Genomic DNA, 16358 nt, shown 5'->3' with positions numbered 1-16358 from the left:
CACCCGCATGAGCACCACCCCGCAGATGAGTCAGCAGAGCTACGGACAGCAGCAGGGCCAGCAGGGCCAGCAGCAGGGCCCCAGCACCTCGCCGCCGCAGTCCTCCGGCCAGCAGCAGTACGGGCAGGGCCAGCAGGGGTACGGGCAGGGCCAGCAGGGTTATGGGCAGCAGCAACTGCCGCCGCAGATCCAGCAGCAGCTCTCCCACCTCGGCCAGCAGCAGCCCTTCCAGCAGCTGCTCCAGCAGCTCGGACAGCAGCAGGGTCAGCAACAGCAGTTCCAGCAGCCGCAGTCCGGACAGCAGTCCGGACAGCAGTCCGGCATGCAGCAGATGGGCCAGCCCCTGATCCTCCCGAGTGCGGTCGACAGCCAGGCCCTCACCAGTGGCATCGCCACGAAGTTCTGGGACGTCGTGACCCCGCTCCCGGGTCAGCCCTCGATCCTGTACTTGTTCATCGACAACGCCTGGCGTCCGCTGACCAACCCCAACCAGGTCACCCATGACGAGGTCCAGGAAGCCTTCGCCTTCGGGCAGCAGGTCATCGGCTTCTACGACAACGTCACCAGCGTCGTCACCGCCGTCGTGGTGAACAAGCAGTAGCGCCAGCTCCCGCACAGAGGGCGCCGACCGGGCAGGACCCGGCCGGCGCCCGCACCATGTCAGGCGCAGCTGAACTTCGCGCCGGCCCAGTCGCCGTGGTCACCGGTCTTCGACCCGTTGGTGTCGGTCACCTTCAGATGCACATGCCGCGCACCGTCCAGCGGCACATCCACCGGTACGGCCGCCGAGGCCCCGGTCACCTTCGGCGAGGTCCACAGCACCTTTCCGTCCGCCTCGACGGAGAAGGCCACCTCCCCATAGCCGTTGATCTCGTCGTCGATGCCTACGTCGGCGGTGAGCGAGGTGCAGCGCCCGCCGAGGTAGACCTCGATGTCGGAGTCGGCGTGGGTGCCGATCCCCTTGGGGTACGTCGTCCCCGCGAGCGTCAGGGGGTGGCCGTCGGCCGCGCCCGACTCCCCGTTGGAGCGGTCCCGTTCGGCGGGACCGTACCCGTTGGTGGACTTCAGCCAGGTCAGATCGCTCGCCCAGGTGTCGGCGGTCGGCGGCTCCGGCATGACGGAGGCCCCGAACCGCTGGGTGGACGTACGGTCCTGGCCCGCGGCCCTGTAGCGGGCGACCGCGGTGAGCGTGGTGTCCCCCGGTGTCGCGTCCTTGGCCGGGGTGACGGCCACCTCGACGCGCCGGGTGGTGCCGGCCGGGATCCGTGCGACGGTCGCCGCAGGCGCGACACTCCAGCCCTCGGGGGCCTGAAGGGTGACATCCGCGCCGGTGGCGTCGCTGTTGCCCGCGGTCACGTCGACCGCGACCTTGCCCGCCACGCCCGCGCCGAGCTCCTGGCCGGGAGCGACAGCGAGGGTCGCGGCCGCGCCGGGCCGTGCGCCGCCGACCGCGGCAGCGTCCTTCAGCTCCAGCTCGAAGGCCTTGTCCGTACGCAGCGAAGCGGTCTTGACCTTGACGACGCCGCCCCGGTCGTCCCGGTCGTAGAACCAGCCCTGCGAGGCCTTGTCGTACGCCGCCTGCGAGGTGAGCCGCGGCAGCTTGCGGTGGCCGAGCTCTACCTTGCTCGGGGCGTCGCCTGTGTGCACGGTGAACTGGTAGGGCCGCGTGGTCTGCTTGCCCTGGAAGTTCCCCTTGCTGGCGCCGATCCGGACGGTCACGTCCCCGGCCCCCGAGCGCGGCGCGTCGACCTCGGCGCGCTGGGTGGCGTACTTCCCTTCACGGTTCTGCCGGGTCACGCCGTCGTCCTCGTACAGGTCGAAGGACGTCTTGCCCTGCGGGTAGATGTCCCAGGCGAGCGGGGAGTTCGCGGTGCGGTCGGCGTACGACCTGATGCCGGGCCACATCGGCACGTTCGCCCCGGCCTTGACGAAGAGCGGCAGGGTGTCGAGCGGGGCGCTGTAGCCGTTGACGGTTGTCGGGCCCTGGTAGGTGCGTCCCGACCAGTAGTCGATCCAGGTGCCCTTGGGGAGGTAGATCCCGTCGCGGGTGTCGGTGTCCTCGTAGACGGGCGCGACCAGGAAGTCCTCGCCGGTCAGGAACTCGTACTTGGCCGCGTCCGTGGCCGCCGTCGGGTCGTCCGGGTACTCCAGGGCGAGCGGGCGGACCGGGCCGACGCCGGTGGTGTTCGCCTCGTGCGCGTAGGAGTACATGTACGGCAGCAGCGACTCCTTGAGCTTGAGGTACTTGCGGTTGATGGAGACGTACGGCTCGCCCTGCCGGTAGGGCTGCTTGTCGCTCGCCGCCCAGCCGTCCATCGTGATCATCGCGGGCAGGAAGGACTTCCACTGCAGATCACGGGTGTACGTCTTGGGACTGCCGCCGAAGATCCCGTCCACGTCGCTCGTCGTGTAGGCGAGTCCTGACATGGTCGAACCGGCGTACGTGGGGATCTGCCACCTGATGAAGTCCCAGCTGCCGGTCTGGTCGCCGGACCACTGCACTCCGCAGCGCTGCGCGCCCGCCCAGCTCTCGGGGGCCCAGGTGAGGCCGCGTGCGTCGCTGTTGTCCTCGATGCCCTGGTACGCGGCCTTGCAGCCGTCGAGCGCGAACTTGTAGCCGCTGCCGACCCATGCCACGTCGAGCTTGGCGACGCGCTGGCCGTCCTTCACCTGCTGGGCGAGGTTGTCGATGCCGTCCTGGGTCCACAGGCCGAGCTTCGTCTTGCGCTCGCCCAGGCCCTTGGAGGTCTCGGCGAGGTTCTCGTAACCGCAGCCGTAGCCGTCGTTGACGAGCATCCAGCCGTTGGGCATGTCGTTGCCGACGAAGCCGTCGGCGATGTCCAGGGCGTCCAGGGTGTGGCGCTCGCCGCGGTTGGCATTGTGCAGGTAGCAGTCGGCGTCGCCGTTCTCCAGGCCGTAGATCGGCGGCATGAAGGGCTTGCCGGTGAGCTTGGTGTACTGGCCGATGACGTCCTTGGAGCTCGCGCCGGCGAAGTAGTACGCGTCGAAGCGCTGCTCCTTGGCGCTCGCGGTGACCGGGTCGTTGAAGGCGTATGTGTTCGGGGCGTACGTGTTCCGGTAGACCCCGTAGCCGGCCGTGGAGAGGTAGAACGGGACCGAGTTGGGGTGCCCGCCGTCGTCCCAGTTGTAGTCGACGCCGACCTCGACCGTCTGGCCGCGGTGCGAGGTGTTGCCCCGGCCGTTCTGCATCCCCGCGCCGTAGAACTGCTCATCGGCGCCTCGGGCCAGGGTCTGGGTGGTGGTGTCCGCGCTCCAGCTGAGCGGCTTGGACTCGGCCCAGACCTGGGTGCCGTCGGCGCGGAACAGCGCGAAGCGGAGCGGGGACTTGTAGGCGCGCAGGGTGACCCGGTCGGTGCTCAGTTCGTAACGGTCACCCCTGTCCTTCCAGTGGGTGCGTGGCGGCTTGCCCTGCGGCAGGACGATGTCCGTGCCGGTGGGGTCGGTGAACGTACCGTCGGGGGCGAGTTCGAGGCGGAAGGTCTCGTCGGAGACGAAGCTGACGCGGGCTTCCGCCGCGCCTGCCTTCAGATGGAAGACGGAGCCGTCCGCGGAGAAGCCGGTGACGTCTCCCACGGCCGTATCGGCTGCGGCGGTCGTGTCGGCAGTTGCGCTGCCCGGTCCGGCGAAGACCGCCAGCAGACCGAGCAGGGCTGCAACTGCCGCCGCTCTGATGCGCGTTGATGATTGCATAGAGCGCTTTTAGCGCAGTAACGAGCACTTGACCATGGACAAAACAGGGCAGGCCCCAGACTTCGTGAAGAAGTCGGGGGCCTGCCGTTCCCAGCGTATGAACGAGCCGTTACAGCGCCACTCCGAGCAGCGCGTCGACCGAGCGCGAGACGAGGCCGGGCGCGCCCTCGTCACTGCCGCCTTCGGCGTTCTGGAGTTCGGCCCAGCGGTCCACGGCAGCCAGTGCGGCCGGGGCGTCCAGATCGTCGGCGAGAGCCGCGCGGATCTCCTCGACCAGCGCGTCGGCGGACCGTCCGTCCGGGCGCGAGACGGCGGCACGCCAGCGAGCGAGCCGCTCGACGGCGTCGGCGAGTACCTGGTCGGTCCACTCCCAGTCGGACCGGTAGTGGTGCGAGAGCAGCGCGAGGCGGATGGCGGCGGGGTCGACGCCGTCCCTGCGGAGCGTGGAGACGAAGACCAGGTTGCCCTTGGACTTGGACATCTTCGCGCCGTCGAGGGCGACCATCCCGGCGTGTACGTACGCCTGGGCGAACGGGTGTTCCCCGGTCAGCGCCTGGGCGTGCGACGCACCCATCTCGTGGTGCGGGAAGGCGAGGTCGGAGCCGCCGCCCTGCACGTCGAAGCCCATCCCCAGGTGATCCAGGGCGATGGCCACGCACTCGATGTGCCAGCCGGGCCGGCCGGCGCCGAGGGAGCCGCCGTCCCAGCTCGGCTCGCCCTCGCGGGCGGCCATCCAGAGCATCGGGTCGAGCGGGTTCTTCTTGCCCGGACGGTCCGGGTCTCCGCCGCGCTCGGCGGAGAGGATCCGCATCGCTTCGGCGTCCAGGTTGGACACCTCACCGAAGTGGGCGTCGCTCTCGACGGAGAAGTAGACGTCGCCTTCGAGCTCGTAGGCGGCCCCCGAGTCCCGCAGCCGCTCGACGAGCGGCACGATCCCCGGTATGGCCTCCACGGCTCCGATGTAGTGCTTCGGGGGGAGCATCCGGAGGGCTGTCATGTCCTCGCGGAAGAGAGCGGTCTCGCGCTCGGCGAGGCCGGTCCAATCGATGCCGTCGCGGATGGCGCGCTCCAGGAGCGGGTCGTCGACGTCGGTGACGTTCTGGACGTAGTGAACCTGCCGCTTGGTGTCGAGCCACACGCGCTGAACGAGGTCGAACGCGTTGTAGGTCGCCGCATGACCCATGTGGGTCGCGTCGTACGGCGTAATGCCGCAGACATAAATGCGGGCTACGGGACCGGGGTCAAGAGTGATCCGTCCGCCGGTCGCGGTGTCGTGGATCCGGAGGTCGCGGCCCTTGCCAGGCAGGGCGGGGACCTCAGAAGCGGGCCAGGCATGCATGTCATGAGCGTAACCGGACGTGTGTTCCGGATACGAACCGGATCCAGGACCATGGCCGATTACGCCTTCTTGCGTACCCCATCCACCCCAGGCTTCGCAGGACCCCTCAGACCGGAGGCCAGGGGATCGAGGGCCACTCCCCGGACGGGGCCGGGTGCAGCCCGGTGCGCAGAAGCTCCGAGACCCGCCCCCTGAGCGCCTCCACCTCCGCAGAAGTGATCAGCTCGCCCATCCGGGCGGCAAGCGCCTCACCGGGCGCCAGATCGGCACCCAGCCGCTCCAGGACCCCGACGGCTTCAGCCGTCAGCGCCTCCCCCGCCCACCCCCACAGCAGCGTCCGCAGCTTGTCCTCGGTGTTGAAGGTCACTCCGTGATCGATGCCGAGGAGCCGCCCGTCCGTGCCGGTCAGCAGATGGCCGCCCTTACGGTCACCGTTGTTGATCACGGCGTCCAGGACCGCGAGCCGGCGCAGCCTGGCGTCGTCCGCGTGGACCAGCAGGGCCGTACGGCCCTCCCCGACCTCCGCCAGGGCGACCGCCTTCCAGCCCTCCGCCGGCTCCTCCTCGTCGACCAGGGCGAGGAGCGGCTCGGCGGGCGACTCGTCCGTCTCGATCCAGAGCTGGACCATGCCTTCGCCGTACGGCCCGTCGCGCAGCACCGTGGGCGGGATCAGGCCCCACCCCGTCGCCTCGGAGATCTCGTACGCGGCCACCTCGCGCTGGGCGAGGTTCCCGTCCGGGAAATCCCAGAGCGGGCGCTCGCCTGCCACCGGTTTGTATACGCAGGCCGCCTCGGCGCCCTCGTACGAGACCATGCAGTACAGCACCGCGTTCGATGCCTCGCGGATCCGGCCGCGTACCGTCAGCTCACCCTTCAGGAGGAGCGGCGGTATCCGTTCTGACGCGGGCATACGTGTCCCTCCGGGTCGAGCGGCAGGCTGCACAACGGGCACGGCGGCCGGCCCGCGTTGACGACGTCGAGCGCACGCTTGGCGAAGGCCCTGGCCTGGACCCCGGTGAGGCGTACCCGCAGCATCGGCGGGCCGTTCTCGTCGTCCTGGAGCATGCGCTCCTCGGCCTCGGCGAGGTCCTCGTCGGACTCCGCGTCCAGTTCGACGAGCGCCTGCGCCTCGATGATCATGCGCTGTTCGTCGCCGTCCCAGGCCAGCGCCATCGTGCCGACCCTGAACTCCTCCTCGACGGGGGCGTCCAGTGGCGCGGTGTCGCCGATGTCGGCCGGGGCGACAGCGGGCACCGGGGAATTGCCGCCGGTCCTGCGCACCACCTCGTCCAGGAGCTCGTCAATGCGTTCGGCGAGGGCCGCGACCTGGGTCTTCTCCAGGGCGACGCTGGTGGTGCGGGGGCCGGACGAGGCCTGCAGGAAGAACGTCCGGCGTCCAGGCAGCCCGACCGTACCGGCCACGAAGCGGTCCGGCGGATCGTAGAAGAACACCTGACGGGACACGTTCTGTCTCCAGAGGTTCGAAAGGGGCTGTCAACGGCCCGACCACCCTACTGCGCCCAGCGATCACGGCGCCCCCGCGCCACCGCCCACCGCGGCGTCCGCGCCGGTGCCACTGTCCCGCGGCGCCAGCGAACCGAACTCGCCGGTGTCGCCGAGGCGCAGGAGAAAAGGGCGCAGCCGGGTGTAGCGGATGGCGGTGAGGGAACACGGGTCGACGTGAATGCGCTGGAAGAGATCAAGATGCATGCCGAGGGCGTCGGCGACGACCGACTTGATGACATCGCCGTGCGAGCACATGGCGTACACCGCGTCCTCGCCGTGCTCGGCCTCGATCCGCGCGTTCCAGTCGCGTACGGCGGCCACCGCGCGCGCCTGCATGGCCGGCATCGACTCGCCGCCGGGGAACGTGGCCGCGGACGGGTGCTGCTGCACCACGCCCATCAGCGGCTCCTCGGAGAGCTCGGCGAGTTTGCGTCCCGACCAGTCGCCGTAGTCGCACTCGCTGATCCGCTCTTCCGTGTGCAGGGCGAGGCCCGGCCTGGCGTCCAGGAGCGGCTGCACGGTCTCCCGGCAGCGCTCCAGCGGGCTGGCGACGACGGCGGCCAGCGGCACGTCGGCGAGACGCTCCGGCAGACCTGCGGCCTGCGCGAGTCCGCGTTCGTCGAGTCGGACGCCGGGGGTGCGTCCGGCGAGCACCCCGGAGGTGTTGGCGGTGGAGCGTCCGTGCCGGACGAGGATCAGCGTGGCCATGGGCGTCAGCCTAGCCGCGGGTGCGAACACGCCTCCGAGCGGGAAGAATGCGCGCCGTGATTGTCGACAGCGCCATTTACCGGAACGGCCGCAGGACCGAGGGGCCCACGGACTACTCCGAAGCCCTCGACAAGGCGCGTGCGGAGGGGGACTCCTTTCTCTGGCTCGGGATGCACGAGCCGACCGAGGAGGAGTTCTCCCTGGTCACAAGCGAGTTCGGGCTGCATCCGCTGGCTGTCGAGGATGCGCTCAGCGCCCATCAGCGACCCAAGCTGGAGGTGTACGACGACTCACTCTTCGTGGTGCTGAAGCCGGTGGTGTACGAGGCGGAGAGCGACACCGTGACGACGGAGGAGCTGATGATCTTCGTCGGCGACTCCTTCGTCGTGACGGTCAGACACGGCGAGGGCGCACCGCTGGCCGCCGTACGGAAGCGTCTGGAGCACGACCCGAAGGTGCTCGTCCACGGACCGACCGCCGTGCTGTACGCGGTGAGCGACGCCGTCGTGGACCACTACATCGACGTGGCGGCGGAGCTCCAGACCGACCTGGAGGAGCTGGAGGCGGAGGTGTTCGCCCCGAACGGCGGCGATGCGAAGAACACCGCGTCGCGGATCTACACCTTCAAGCGCCAGGTGCTCGAATTCCGGCGCGCCAGCGGCCCGCTGGCCGCCCCCATGGACCGGCTCTCGGGCGCGGGAGTGCCGTTCGTGCACGAGCGGGCGCAGCCCTTCTTCAGGGACGTCAGCGACCATCTGACCCGCGCCAACGAGCAGGTGGACGGGCTCGACCGGCTGCTCTCGGACATCCTCTCCGCTCATCTGGCCCAGATGGGTGTGCGGCAGAACGACGACATGCGGAAGATCTCGGCGTGGGCGGCGATGGCGGCCGTGCCGACGATGGTCGCGGGGATCTACGGAATGAACTTCGACCACATGCCGGAGCTGACATGGACGTGGTCGTACCCGGCGGTGATCCTGCTGATGGCCACGATCGTCTTCGGCCTCTACCGGCAGTTCAAACGGCGCGGATGGCTGTAGTGCCGTAACCCCCGCGCCCGTGAGGCGTTGTGCTGCGTGACGGCCGTGGCGGGGAAGACCCCCCGAGCCCCCACCACGGCCGCAGAGCTTTTTCTTTGTCTCTCGCGTTACGCGAGACCCGCGCGCTCCAGCGCCTCGGTGCCCGCCCGCAGCGCCGCCACCCGCTCGTCCAGGGTGAAGCCGGCCGGAGCCAGCGTCAGGGTGGTGACCCCGGCCGCGGCGTACGCCTGCATCCGCTCGGCGATGCGGTCCACCGTGCCGAGCAGCGTGGTCGAGTCGATGAGCTGGTGCGGTACGGCGGCGGCCGCGCCGGTCTTGTCGCCGGTCAGGTACTTGTCCTGGATCTCGGCGGCCTCCTTCTCGTACCCCATGCGCTGGGCGAGCTGGTTGTAGAAGTTCTGCTTGCGGCTGCCCATGCCGCCCACGTACAGCGCGGTGTACGGACGGAACATGTCGGCCAGCGCGTGCACGTCGTCGCCGAGCGCGAGCGGCAGCGTCGGGCAGACGTCGAAGCCCTCCATGGTCTTGCCGGCCTTCTCGCGGCCCGCGCGGATGTGCTTGATCGCGGTGTCCTCGAGGTGGTCCGCGGACGGGAAGATCAGCAGCGCGCCGTCGGCGATCTCACCGGTCTGCTCAAGGTTCTTGGGGCCGATCGCGGCGATGTAGAGCGGGATGTGCTCACGCTCGGGGTGGACGGTCAGCTTGATCGGCTTGCCCGGTCCTTCCGGCAGCGGAAGGGTCCAGTGCTGACCCTCGTAGCTGAGCCGCTCGCGGGACATGGCCTTGCGGACGATCTCCACGTACTCGCGCGTCCTGGAGAGCGGCTTGTCGAACTTGACGCCGTACCAGCCCTCGGAGACCTGGGGTCCCGACACACCGAGGCCGAGCCGGAAGCGGCCCTTGGTGAGCGAGTCGAGGGTGGCGGCCGTCATCGCGGTCATCGCGGGCTGGCGGGCCGGGATCTGCATGATCGCGGAGCCGATGTCGATGCGCTCCGTCTGGGCTGCTACCCAGGCCAGGACGGTGGGGACGTCGGAGCCGTAGGCCTCGGCGGCCCAGCAGACGTCGTAGCCGAGGCGGTCTGCCTCCTGCGCCACGGCGAGGTTGTCGCCGTCCATCCCGGCGCCCCAGTACCCGAGGTTGATTCCGAGCCGCATGGCCGCTCTCCTTACCGATCAGTAACGTCCCTGTCACGGGGACTCTAACGCGCAGAAGTGCGATCCGTCAGGGGCGAGTTGTCCACAGGCTTCCAACGAGTGCGGTCCTGGCCAGTAATCTCAGCGCCCATGGAGCAGAGGCATCTCGGCCGTACGGGCCTGCGCGTATCCCGGATAGGGCTCGGCACCCTCACCTGGGGGCGCGGCACCGACGAACACGACGCCGCCGAACTGATGAAGGTGTTCTGGGAGGCGGGCGGCACCCTCGTCGACACGGCCGATGTGTACGGCGACGGCGAAGCGGAGTATCTGCTCGGACAGTTGGTGGAGCGGCTGGTTCCGCGGCGCGACCTGGTCATCGCGACCAAGGCGGGCAGCGTGCCGGACCCGGACCGCCGCTTCAACGGCTCGCGCGGGCACCTGCTGTCCGCGCTCGACGCCTCACTGGAGCGTCTTGGCACCGACTACGTCGATGTCTGGCAGGTGCACGCCTTCGACCCCGAGACCCCGCTGGACGAGACGCTGCAGGCGCTGGACATCGCGGTGAGCAGCGGCCGGGCGCGCTACGCGGGGGTCTCGAACTACTCCGGCTGGCAGCTGGCGAAGGCGGCGACCTGGCAGCTGGCCGCGCCGGGTGTACGGACCAGACTCGCCAGCACGCAGATGGAGTACTCGCTGCTGCAGCGCGGCGTGGAGCGCGAGGTGCTTCCTGCCGCGCTGGATCTGGGGGTCGGCCTGCTGCCCTCGTCGCCGCTGGGGCGCGGGGTGCTGACCGGCAAGTACCGCAACGCCACGCCCGTGGACTCGCGCGGCGGCTCGGAGCAGCTGGCGCCGTTCGTCGAGCCGTACCTCGACGAGACCGCCAGCCGGATCGTGGACGCCGTCGCCATAGCCGCCGACGGGCTCGCCACCACGCCGCTGGAGGTCGCGCTCGCCTGGGTCAGGGACCGGCCCGGAGTGGTCGCCCCGATCGTCGGCGCGCGCAACGCGCAGCAGCTCACGGCCGCATTGTCAGTGGAGGCGCTTAGTCTTCCGGATGAGATCTGCCGGGCTCTCGACGATGTGTCGGCGCCCATACACCGCTATCCCGACCAGGACTGGACCGAGCTGTGAGTACGGACCGCCTCGCCACCGAGGCCAGCACCGAGGCCGAGGCCGGCCCGGACACCGAGCCCTCCGGAACGGACACCGCGCCGGACCCGGGCACCACCCCCGAAGCAGAATCCGCACCGGACACCGGAGCCACCACGGATCCCGAACCGGAGACCGAGGCCGACGCCGAGACCGAGGCCGAGACCGAGGCCGACGGGACCGAGAGCGCCACCGATACCGGTGACGGGGCTGCAGCCGCGGCCCCGGCGGTGTCCGAGGCGCAGGCCGAGTTGGCCGCACAGCGCGAGTTGCGGGCCAAGATCGAGCAGCGCAAGGCCGAGCGGGCCGAGCCGGTCGCCGCGGGCACCAAGCTCAGCGGGACGGCCGCCGATCTGCTCGCGGCCGTACGGGCCGTGGAGAGCGGCGAGAAGCCCGCCTTCGTCCCGCAGACCGCACCCGCGCCCCGCCGCCCCGAACCCGAGGCGCCCGCGTCCGCACCCGCACCCGTGCGGACGCAGGAACCGATGGCCCCGGCCGCCGCCGCGCCGTCCACGGTCTCCGCCGTCAGCGCCCTGCTCGCCGAGGGCGGCGCGCCCGAGGCGCTTGCCGCGCAGGCCGCCGAGGCGCTCGGCGAACAGGCGGCGGATGCGCTGCGCGAAGACCCCTGGAAGCTCCTCTCCGTCCCCGGCGTGCGCCCCGAGCAGGCGGACACCTTCGCGCGGGCCCTGCTCGGCGCGGAATGCACTCCCGGTGACGAGCGGCGGGCCGCCGCGCTGGTCGGCTGGCTCCTCGACCGGGCCGCCCTGCAGGGGCACACCGCACTGGAGTCGTCGGCGGTACGGGCGGCGCTCGCCGAGCGATCCGTACCCGACCCGGACGAGGCCCTGCAGAGCGCGATCGAGGACGGCACCGTGCTGGTCTTCCAGGACCCCCTTGACGACGCTCCCGCCCCCGCTCCCGTGGAGGAGGGCGAGGAGGAGCCCGAGCAGCCGGTACGGATCCTGCTCGGCCTGGAGCGGTACGCGATGGCCGAGGAGAGCCTCGCCGACGGACTCGCCCGGCTCGCGAACGCTCCCGCCCCGCAGGACGGGCCGGACTGGGAGTCCGTCACCGGCGGTTCCGCATCGCCTTCGGCCGTAGAGCTGATCCGGGCGGTCGCCGCGAACGGACTGGTCGCCCACACAGGCGGCGAGGCCTCCCGCGCCGAGGTGACCGCGCTGGTCGCCGCGGCCCGTGCGCTCGGGCTGCGCGCATACGCCGCCGCCCACAGTGCCGACGGCAGGCAGCGCCTGGCCGCGGCCTTCGACGACGCCTCGGCCGCGGTCACCGTCTCCGGTCTGCTCTCCGGCGCCGAGGGCCCTGGCAGGGACGGGGACGGCGCGTTCGCCCTGGACCTGCTCGCGGTCGTGGACTCCCCCCAACTCGACGTCGAGACAGCGGCGATGCTGGTCGAGTCGCTCCCCGACGGCAGCCGGCTGACCCTCAGCGGCGACCCCGGCCTGCTCGGTTCGGCCGGTGCGGGCCAGGTGTTCGCCGATCTCCTGGCGTCCCGTGCGTGCCCGCAGATCGCCTCGCGCACGCCCGACGCGGGACCCATCGGCGAGCTGGTCTCCGGCATCGGCATCGGCGAGCTGAACCAGGTCGACGCACCCGGCAGGGAAGTCGTCATCGTCCCGGTGCGCGACGCGGGCGAGGCCGTGCACCGTACGGTCCAGCTGGTCGCGGACTCCGTGCCGAGGGTCATCGGCGTACCGTCGTCCGACACCCAGGTCATCACCCCCGGCCACGGCGGTTCGGCCGGCACCCGCGCCCTGAACGCGGCGCTCAAGGAGCGGCTGAACCCGGGGCCCGGCCGGTTCGCCGGTTTCGACCCGGGCGACCGCGTCGCGTATGTGACAGCGCCCGGCAGGACGTTGCCGGGGACGGTGGTCTCGGCCGACGCACAGGGGCTGCACCTGGACTGCGCGGGCACGTCCGTGGTCGTACCGAAGGAGCAGGTGGAGACGGCGCTGCGGCACGGCTGGGCGCTCACCGCGCACCAGGCGGCCGGCATGCGCTGGCCCGCCGTGGTCGTCGTCCTGCCCGGGGATGCCGCCCAGGCGCTCAGCCGTCCGTGGGTCTACACCGCCTTCAGCCGCGGCGAGCGGCATCTTTCGGTGGTGCACGGGGTGGAGCAGGCGCTGCCGCACGCGGTGGCCGGCGTACCGGCACAGGAACGCACGACCCGGCTGCGTACGCTGCTGCGGCCGACGGCCGAGTAACTGATGGAGGGCTGGTACCGGGTGCCCCGGTACCAGCCCTCCATCATGTCGTGCGGGGTCGGACGGTCAGACCCCTTCGCCCTCCAGCACGTCCTCGTCCTCGTCGTCGAGGAGCTCGTCCTCGTCGAAGACGGAGCTGACGTCGAAGCGGCACACCACCTGGGTCGGATCGGCCTGGTCGAAGGGGGTGTTGAGCCACTCCCCCGGCTCCGTCAGCTCGTCCGCCGCCGACACCCACAGCGTCGAATCGCCCTCCTCAAGGCCGAACTCCTTGTGGCGGGAGGCGATTTCATCCGGTTCGTACTCGCCGAAGAGCACACCGACCGCGGCATGGACGCTGCTGCCGACCACCCCGCCGGCCGTCGAGTCCGCATCGGGGTCGAGATCGGCGATCCGCTGCGCCTGGGCGAGCAGCCGCTGCGGCTCGGCAACCGCGTAGTCGCGGCGGATCAGGACGCTGAGCGCATGAGGCTCCTCGGGCCCTCCGTACGGCGGAAGCGCGTCGTCGGCTCCGGGAATCTCGAAAGGCGTGACCTCGTCGTAGCGGTCGTAGAGCTTCTCGTCGTAGGCCTCCGCGGCCGCGGCGAGCGCGTTGAACGCGTCGTAGACAGCCGGGTCGTCCTCACCCGTGCGGGCTTCGACCGCCTCGAGGTGACGGTCCAGCGCGGCTTTGACCGACTCGGCGGCGGCGCGTACCTCGGCAGCGGTGAGCTGCGCAGCATCAGACATGGGACAGACGCTATCCGTACCGGGCCTCTCCTTGCACAATAGATGCGATGCCGGAATACGAATTTGTCGACGTGTACGTCCCGCGCGGGGTCTCCCGCAAGGATGCGACCCGCCTGCTGACCGACCACGCCGAGTACGGACACTGGGAGTTGGACCGACTGAGTCTGCACCGGGACGGCAGCCGCAGAGTGCGGCTGCGCCGGCGGATCATTCGTCAGGTACGCGCCACCTGGTGAAGACGGATCGGGCCCCGCCGAAGCGGGGCCCGATCCGTCATTCCGTGTTGCGCGAGCGGCCCGCTAGGCGGCTGAACGCGCCCTGCGGTAGAGAACCGCGCCCGCGAGAAGCAGACCCGCAGCGGCCGGGACCGCCAGCTCGATCGAGCCGGCACCGGTCTCCGCCAGCTGCTCGGTGGCCTTCGGCATGGTGATGGTCTGCGCCACCGGGGCGTTCGGGGGGATCGCACGCGTGCTCGGCGTGCCGGGGGTACCCGGGTGCTGCGGCGTCCCCGGCGTACCGGGGTTCGGCGGGTTGTCGACCCCGGGCGGGGGGACGGCGCGCGAGCCGTTCGAGCAGTCGTTGCCCTGGGCGGCATTGCCGAGCCCGCCGATGGTGACGCTGTTCCCGCAGGCGTTCACGGGGACGTCGACCGGCACCTGGATCTTGTTGCCCGAGCCGACGCCGGGCGAATTGCCGGTCGTGCCCCGGGCGGTGGATCCGCCGCCCTTCGCGGAGGCGGCGGAGGTGTTGGAGCAGCTGTTGCCGGCCGCCGGATTGAGCAGCCCGACAACATTGGCAGTGTTGCCGCACGCATTGACCGGGATGTGTACCGGGACCTCGACGGAATTCCCCGACAGCACGCCGGGGGAATTCGAGGCGTTTCCGTTCGCCGTCGAGTCGGCGTGCGCATAGCCGCCGCTCATGGCGAGTACACCGCTCGCGGCCGCCATCGTGATCAGGCCCTTTTTCGTGACCTGGCGCATAGGTGGGTTCCCTGCCTTCTGCCTTCCGGAAAGCCCGCAGGCCTGATTGCCGGCGGGCGGAATGCCCTGCGGCCCCGGAGTGCATGGCGCGCACTCCGGGGCCGCCGGTGCTCAGAGCCTCACAGGCTCGGGCTCAACGTCAGTTGTTGACACAGGTGTTGCCGAAGGTGGGGTTCAGCAGCCCGATCACGGAGACCGTGTTGCCGCACGCGTTCACCGGGATGTGAACGGGCACCTGGATGACGTTGCCCGAAAGGACGCCGGGAGAGTGCACAGCGGCACCCTGAGCGCCCGAATCGGCGACGGCCATACCCGCACCAGCGAGCACGAGACCACCAGTGACAGCCGCAGCAGCGACGACCTTCTTGATCATGGTTCCTCCTAGTAGGCAAATGCAGTCCCAGCCGCGGACTGCACCACCTGTAACGAGGCGGAACCCATGCGGCTACGAGCGTACGATCCCTTTCACTCTTTCCAGTCAATTAGTACGGGCGGCCGATTACCTGGCGTGTCGTTTCAGCACTTGTCCAGGAATCGGTCCAGAACACGGACGCCGAACTTCAGCCCGTCGACGGGCACCCGCTCGTCGACCCCGTGGAACATTCCGGCGAAGTCCAGCTCCGGCGGCAGCTTCAGCGGTGCGAAGCCGAAGCAGCGGATCCCGAGGTCGTCGAAGGACTTGGCGTCGGTGCCGCCGGAGAGCATGTACGGCACGGCGCGCGCGATCGGGTCCTCCGCCTTCAGCGCCACCTGCATGGCGTCCACCAGGTCCCCGTCGAAGCTGGTCTCCAGCGCCTTGTCGCCGTGGACGTCCTCGCGCCTGACCCGCGGGCCGAGGATCTTGTCGAGGTCGGTGAGGAACTCCTCCTCGTAACCCGGCAGGAAGCGCCCGTCGACATGGGCGGTGGCCTGCCCGGGGATGACGTTCACCTTGTACCCGGCGCCGAGCATGGTCGGTGCGGCCGAGTTCTTCAGCGTCGCGCCGATCATCTTGGCGATCCCGCCGAGCTTGGCGAGCGTGGCCTCCATGTCCTCCGGGTCGAGCGGGGTGCCCAGTGCGTCGGAGAGCTCGTCGAGGAAGGACCGCACGGTCTTGGTCACGCGCACCGGCCACTTGTGGTTGCCGAGGCGTCCGACGGCCTCGCACAGCTCGGTGATGGCGTTGTCGTTGTTGGTCATCGACCCGTGCCCGGCGGTGCCGTCCACGGTGAGCCGCATCCAGTGCATGCCCTTCTGGGCCGTCTCCACGAGATACAGCCGCAGGTTCTCGTTGACGGTGAAGGAGAAGCCGCCCACCTCGCCGATGGCCTCCGTCACGCCCTCGAAGAGGTCCGGGTGCTTGTCGACGAGATGCCGGGCCCCGTACGTGCCGCCGGCCTCCTCGTCGGCGAGGAAGGCGAGCACGATGTCGCGCGGGGGCTTGCGGCCGCTGCGCATCCTGTCGCGTACGACCGCGAGGGTCATCGCGTCCATGTCCTTCATGTCGACGGCCCCGCGGCCCCACACACAGCCGTCCGCGATCTCCCCGGCGAAGGGGTGGTGCGTCCAGTCCTGCGCATTGGCCGGTACGACGTCGGTGTGCCCGTGGATCAGCAGCGCGGGCCGCCGCCGAGTACGTGGCGGAGAAGCTCGCCGAGGTCGGCCTGGAGCCGCAGATCTTCGAGTCCCATCCCGGGCGGGCCTCGACCGTGGCCCGGATCGAGGGCGAGGACCCGTCGCGGCCCGCGCTGCTGATCCACGGGCACACCGACGTCGTACCGGCCAATGCGCAGGACTGGACGCACCACCCCTTCGCCGGGGAGATCGCGGACGGCTGTGTGTGGGGCCGCGGG

15 protein-coding genes and 1 pseudogene are annotated in these 16358 nt (G+C 70.4%); 6 read left to right on the top strand and 10 right to left on the bottom strand.

Annotated elements, in window-relative coordinates; all coding sequences use genetic code 11:
• The first annotated feature begins 7 nt into the window (after positions 1–7).
• Positions 8–601 (top strand): hypothetical protein, encoded by a 594-nt coding sequence (locus tag J0695_RS10865; protein ID WP_206961702.1) that lies wholly within the window; start codon positions 8–10, stop codon positions 599–601.
• 59 nt (positions 602–660) lie between these two features.
• On the opposite strand, the gene J0695_RS10860 is transcribed toward J0695_RS10865, so the two are convergent.
• The 5 genes from J0695_RS10860 to J0695_RS10840 form a co-directional block, all read right to left on the bottom strand.
• Positions 661–3711: an NPCBM/NEW2 domain-containing protein gene (locus J0695_RS10860; protein WP_206961701.1), complete on the bottom strand. Its 3051-nt coding sequence runs from the start codon at positions 3709–3711 to the stop codon at positions 661–663.
• A 109-nt stretch (positions 3712–3820) separates the two neighbouring features.
• A complete protein-coding gene (gene mshC, locus J0695_RS10855) occupies positions 3821–5050 on the bottom strand; it encodes a cysteine--1-D-myo-inosityl 2-amino-2-deoxy-alpha-D-glucopyranoside ligase (RefSeq protein WP_206961700.1) in 1230 nt (409 codons plus the stop codon).
• A gap of 106 nt (positions 5051–5156) precedes the next feature.
• On the bottom strand, positions 5157–5960 hold the full coding sequence (locus tag J0695_RS10850; RefSeq protein ID WP_206961699.1) for an SCO1664 family protein: 804 nt from the start codon (positions 5958–5960) through the stop codon (positions 5157–5159).
• Positions 5924–6514, bottom strand: a complete 591-nt coding sequence (locus J0695_RS10845; RefSeq protein ID WP_206961698.1) for a DUF3090 domain-containing protein — start codon at positions 6512–6514, stop codon at positions 5924–5926. The genes J0695_RS10850 and J0695_RS10845 overlap by 37 nt, the downstream gene beginning before the upstream one ends.
• Before the next feature lie 63 nt (positions 6515–6577).
• Positions 6578–7264, bottom strand: a complete 687-nt coding sequence (locus J0695_RS10840; RefSeq protein ID WP_206961697.1) for a histidine phosphatase family protein — start codon at positions 7262–7264, stop codon at positions 6578–6580.
• A 47-nt stretch (positions 7265–7311) separates the two neighbouring features.
• Here J0695_RS10840 and corA point away from each other — a divergent pair, with 47 nt between their 5' ends.
• Complete coding sequence (gene corA, locus J0695_RS10835) at positions 7312–8304, top strand: magnesium/cobalt transporter CorA (RefSeq protein WP_206961696.1); 993 nt, start codon at positions 7312–7314, stop codon at positions 8302–8304.
• A gap of 107 nt (positions 8305–8411) precedes the next feature.
• On the opposite strand, the gene J0695_RS10830 is transcribed toward corA, so the two are convergent.
• Positions 8412–9461 (bottom strand): LLM class F420-dependent oxidoreductase, encoded by a 1050-nt coding sequence (locus J0695_RS10830; RefSeq protein ID WP_206961695.1) that lies wholly within the window; start codon positions 9459–9461, stop codon positions 8412–8414.
• A 129-nt stretch (positions 9462–9590) separates the two neighbouring features.
• On the opposite strand from J0695_RS10830, the gene J0695_RS10825 reads away from it, so the two are divergent.
• Both J0695_RS10825 and J0695_RS10820 read left to right on the top strand, forming a co-directional pair.
• Positions 9591–10574, top strand: a complete 984-nt coding sequence (locus tag J0695_RS10825) for an aldo/keto reductase (RefSeq protein ID WP_206961694.1) — start codon at positions 9591–9593, stop codon at positions 10572–10574.
• A complete protein-coding gene (locus J0695_RS10820; protein WP_307798554.1) occupies positions 10571–12814 on the top strand; it encodes a helix-hairpin-helix domain-containing protein in 2244 nt (747 codons plus the stop codon). Before J0695_RS10825 ends, J0695_RS10820 begins: the two co-directional genes overlap by 4 nt.
• 66 nt (positions 12815–12880) lie before the next feature.
• Here J0695_RS10820 and J0695_RS10815 read toward each other — a convergent pair whose 3' ends face one another.
• Positions 12881–13543 carry a hypothetical protein gene (locus J0695_RS10815; RefSeq protein WP_206961693.1) on the bottom strand — a complete coding sequence of 221 codons (663 nt, stop codon included), beginning with the start codon at positions 13541–13543 and terminating at the stop codon, positions 12881–12883.
• 47 nt (positions 13544–13590) lie between these two features.
• On the opposite strand from J0695_RS10815, the gene J0695_RS10810 reads away from it, so the two are divergent.
• Positions 13591–13779, top strand: coding sequence for a DUF5703 family protein (locus tag J0695_RS10810; protein ID WP_030907692.1), 189 nt, complete (start codon positions 13591–13593; stop codon positions 13777–13779).
• A 63-nt stretch (positions 13780–13842) separates the two neighbouring features.
• On the opposite strand, the gene J0695_RS10805 is transcribed toward J0695_RS10810, so the two are convergent.
• From J0695_RS10805 to J0695_RS10795, 3 genes and pseudogenes are all read right to left on the bottom strand, one after another.
• Positions 13843–14526 (bottom strand): chaplin, encoded by a 684-nt coding sequence (locus tag J0695_RS10805; protein ID WP_206961692.1) that lies wholly within the window; start codon positions 14524–14526, stop codon positions 13843–13845.
• A gap of 139 nt (positions 14527–14665) precedes the next feature.
• Positions 14666–14899 (bottom strand): chaplin ChpH, encoded by a 234-nt coding sequence (gene chpH, locus J0695_RS10800; RefSeq protein ID WP_206961691.1) that lies wholly within the window; start codon positions 14897–14899, stop codon positions 14666–14668.
• Between the two features lie 143 nt (positions 14900–15042).
• Positions 15043–16131, bottom strand: a pseudogene (locus J0695_RS10795) (M20/M25/M40 family metallo-hydrolase); the annotation flags it as partial.
• An 11-nt stretch (positions 16132–16142) separates the two neighbouring features.
• On the opposite strand from J0695_RS10795, the gene J0695_RS10790 reads away from it, so the two are divergent.
• Positions 16143–16358, top strand: a 216-nt coding sequence (locus J0695_RS10790; protein WP_372445744.1) for a M20/M25/M40 family metallo-hydrolase, incomplete at its 3' end; no start/stop codon positions are given.

The organism is Streptomyces beijiangensis (assembly GCF_017315755.1).
Taxonomy (GTDB): Bacteria; Actinomycetota; Actinomycetes; order Streptomycetales; family Streptomycetaceae; genus Streptomyces; species Streptomyces beijiangensis.
The sequence above is the reverse complement of the archived record's forward strand: the minus strand, read 5'-3'. Positions and strand labels throughout refer to the sequence as shown.

Coding starts and splice junctions, on each gene's coding strand:
- J0695_RS10865 (WP_206961702.1), top strand. CDS start 8: ATGAGCACCACCCCGCAGATGAGTCAGCAGAGCTACGGACAGCAGCAG.
- J0695_RS10860 (WP_206961701.1), bottom strand. CDS start 3,711: ATGCAATCATCAACGCGCATCAGAGCGGCGGCAGTTGCAGCCCTGCTC.
- mshC (WP_206961700.1), bottom strand. CDS start 5,050: ATGCATGCCTGGCCCGCTTCTGAGGTCCCCGCCCTGCCTGGCAAGGGC.
- J0695_RS10850 (WP_206961699.1), bottom strand. CDS start 5,960: ATGCCCGCGTCAGAACGGATACCGCCGCTCCTCCTGAAGGGTGAGCTG.
- J0695_RS10840 (WP_206961697.1), bottom strand. CDS start 7,264: ATGGCCACGCTGATCCTCGTCCGGCACGGACGCTCCACCGCCAACACC.
- corA (WP_206961696.1), top strand. CDS start 7,312: ATGCGCGCCGTGATTGTCGACAGCGCCATTTACCGGAACGGCCGCAGG.
- J0695_RS10830 (WP_206961695.1), bottom strand. CDS start 9,461: ATGCGGCTCGGAATCAACCTCGGGTACTGGGGCGCCGGGATGGACGGC.
- J0695_RS10825 (WP_206961694.1), top strand. CDS start 9,591: ATGGAGCAGAGGCATCTCGGCCGTACGGGCCTGCGCGTATCCCGGATA.
- J0695_RS10815 (WP_206961693.1), bottom strand. CDS start 13,543: ATGTCTGATGCTGCGCAGCTCACCGCTGCCGAGGTACGCGCCGCCGCC.
- J0695_RS10810 (WP_030907692.1), top strand. CDS start 13,591: ATGCCGGAATACGAATTTGTCGACGTGTACGTCCCGCGCGGGGTCTCC.
- J0695_RS10805 (WP_206961692.1), bottom strand. CDS start 14,526: ATGCGCCAGGTCACGAAAAAGGGCCTGATCACGATGGCGGCCGCGAGC.
- chpH (WP_206961691.1), bottom strand. CDS start 14,899: ATGATCAAGAAGGTCGTCGCTGCTGCGGCTGTCACTGGTGGTCTCGTG.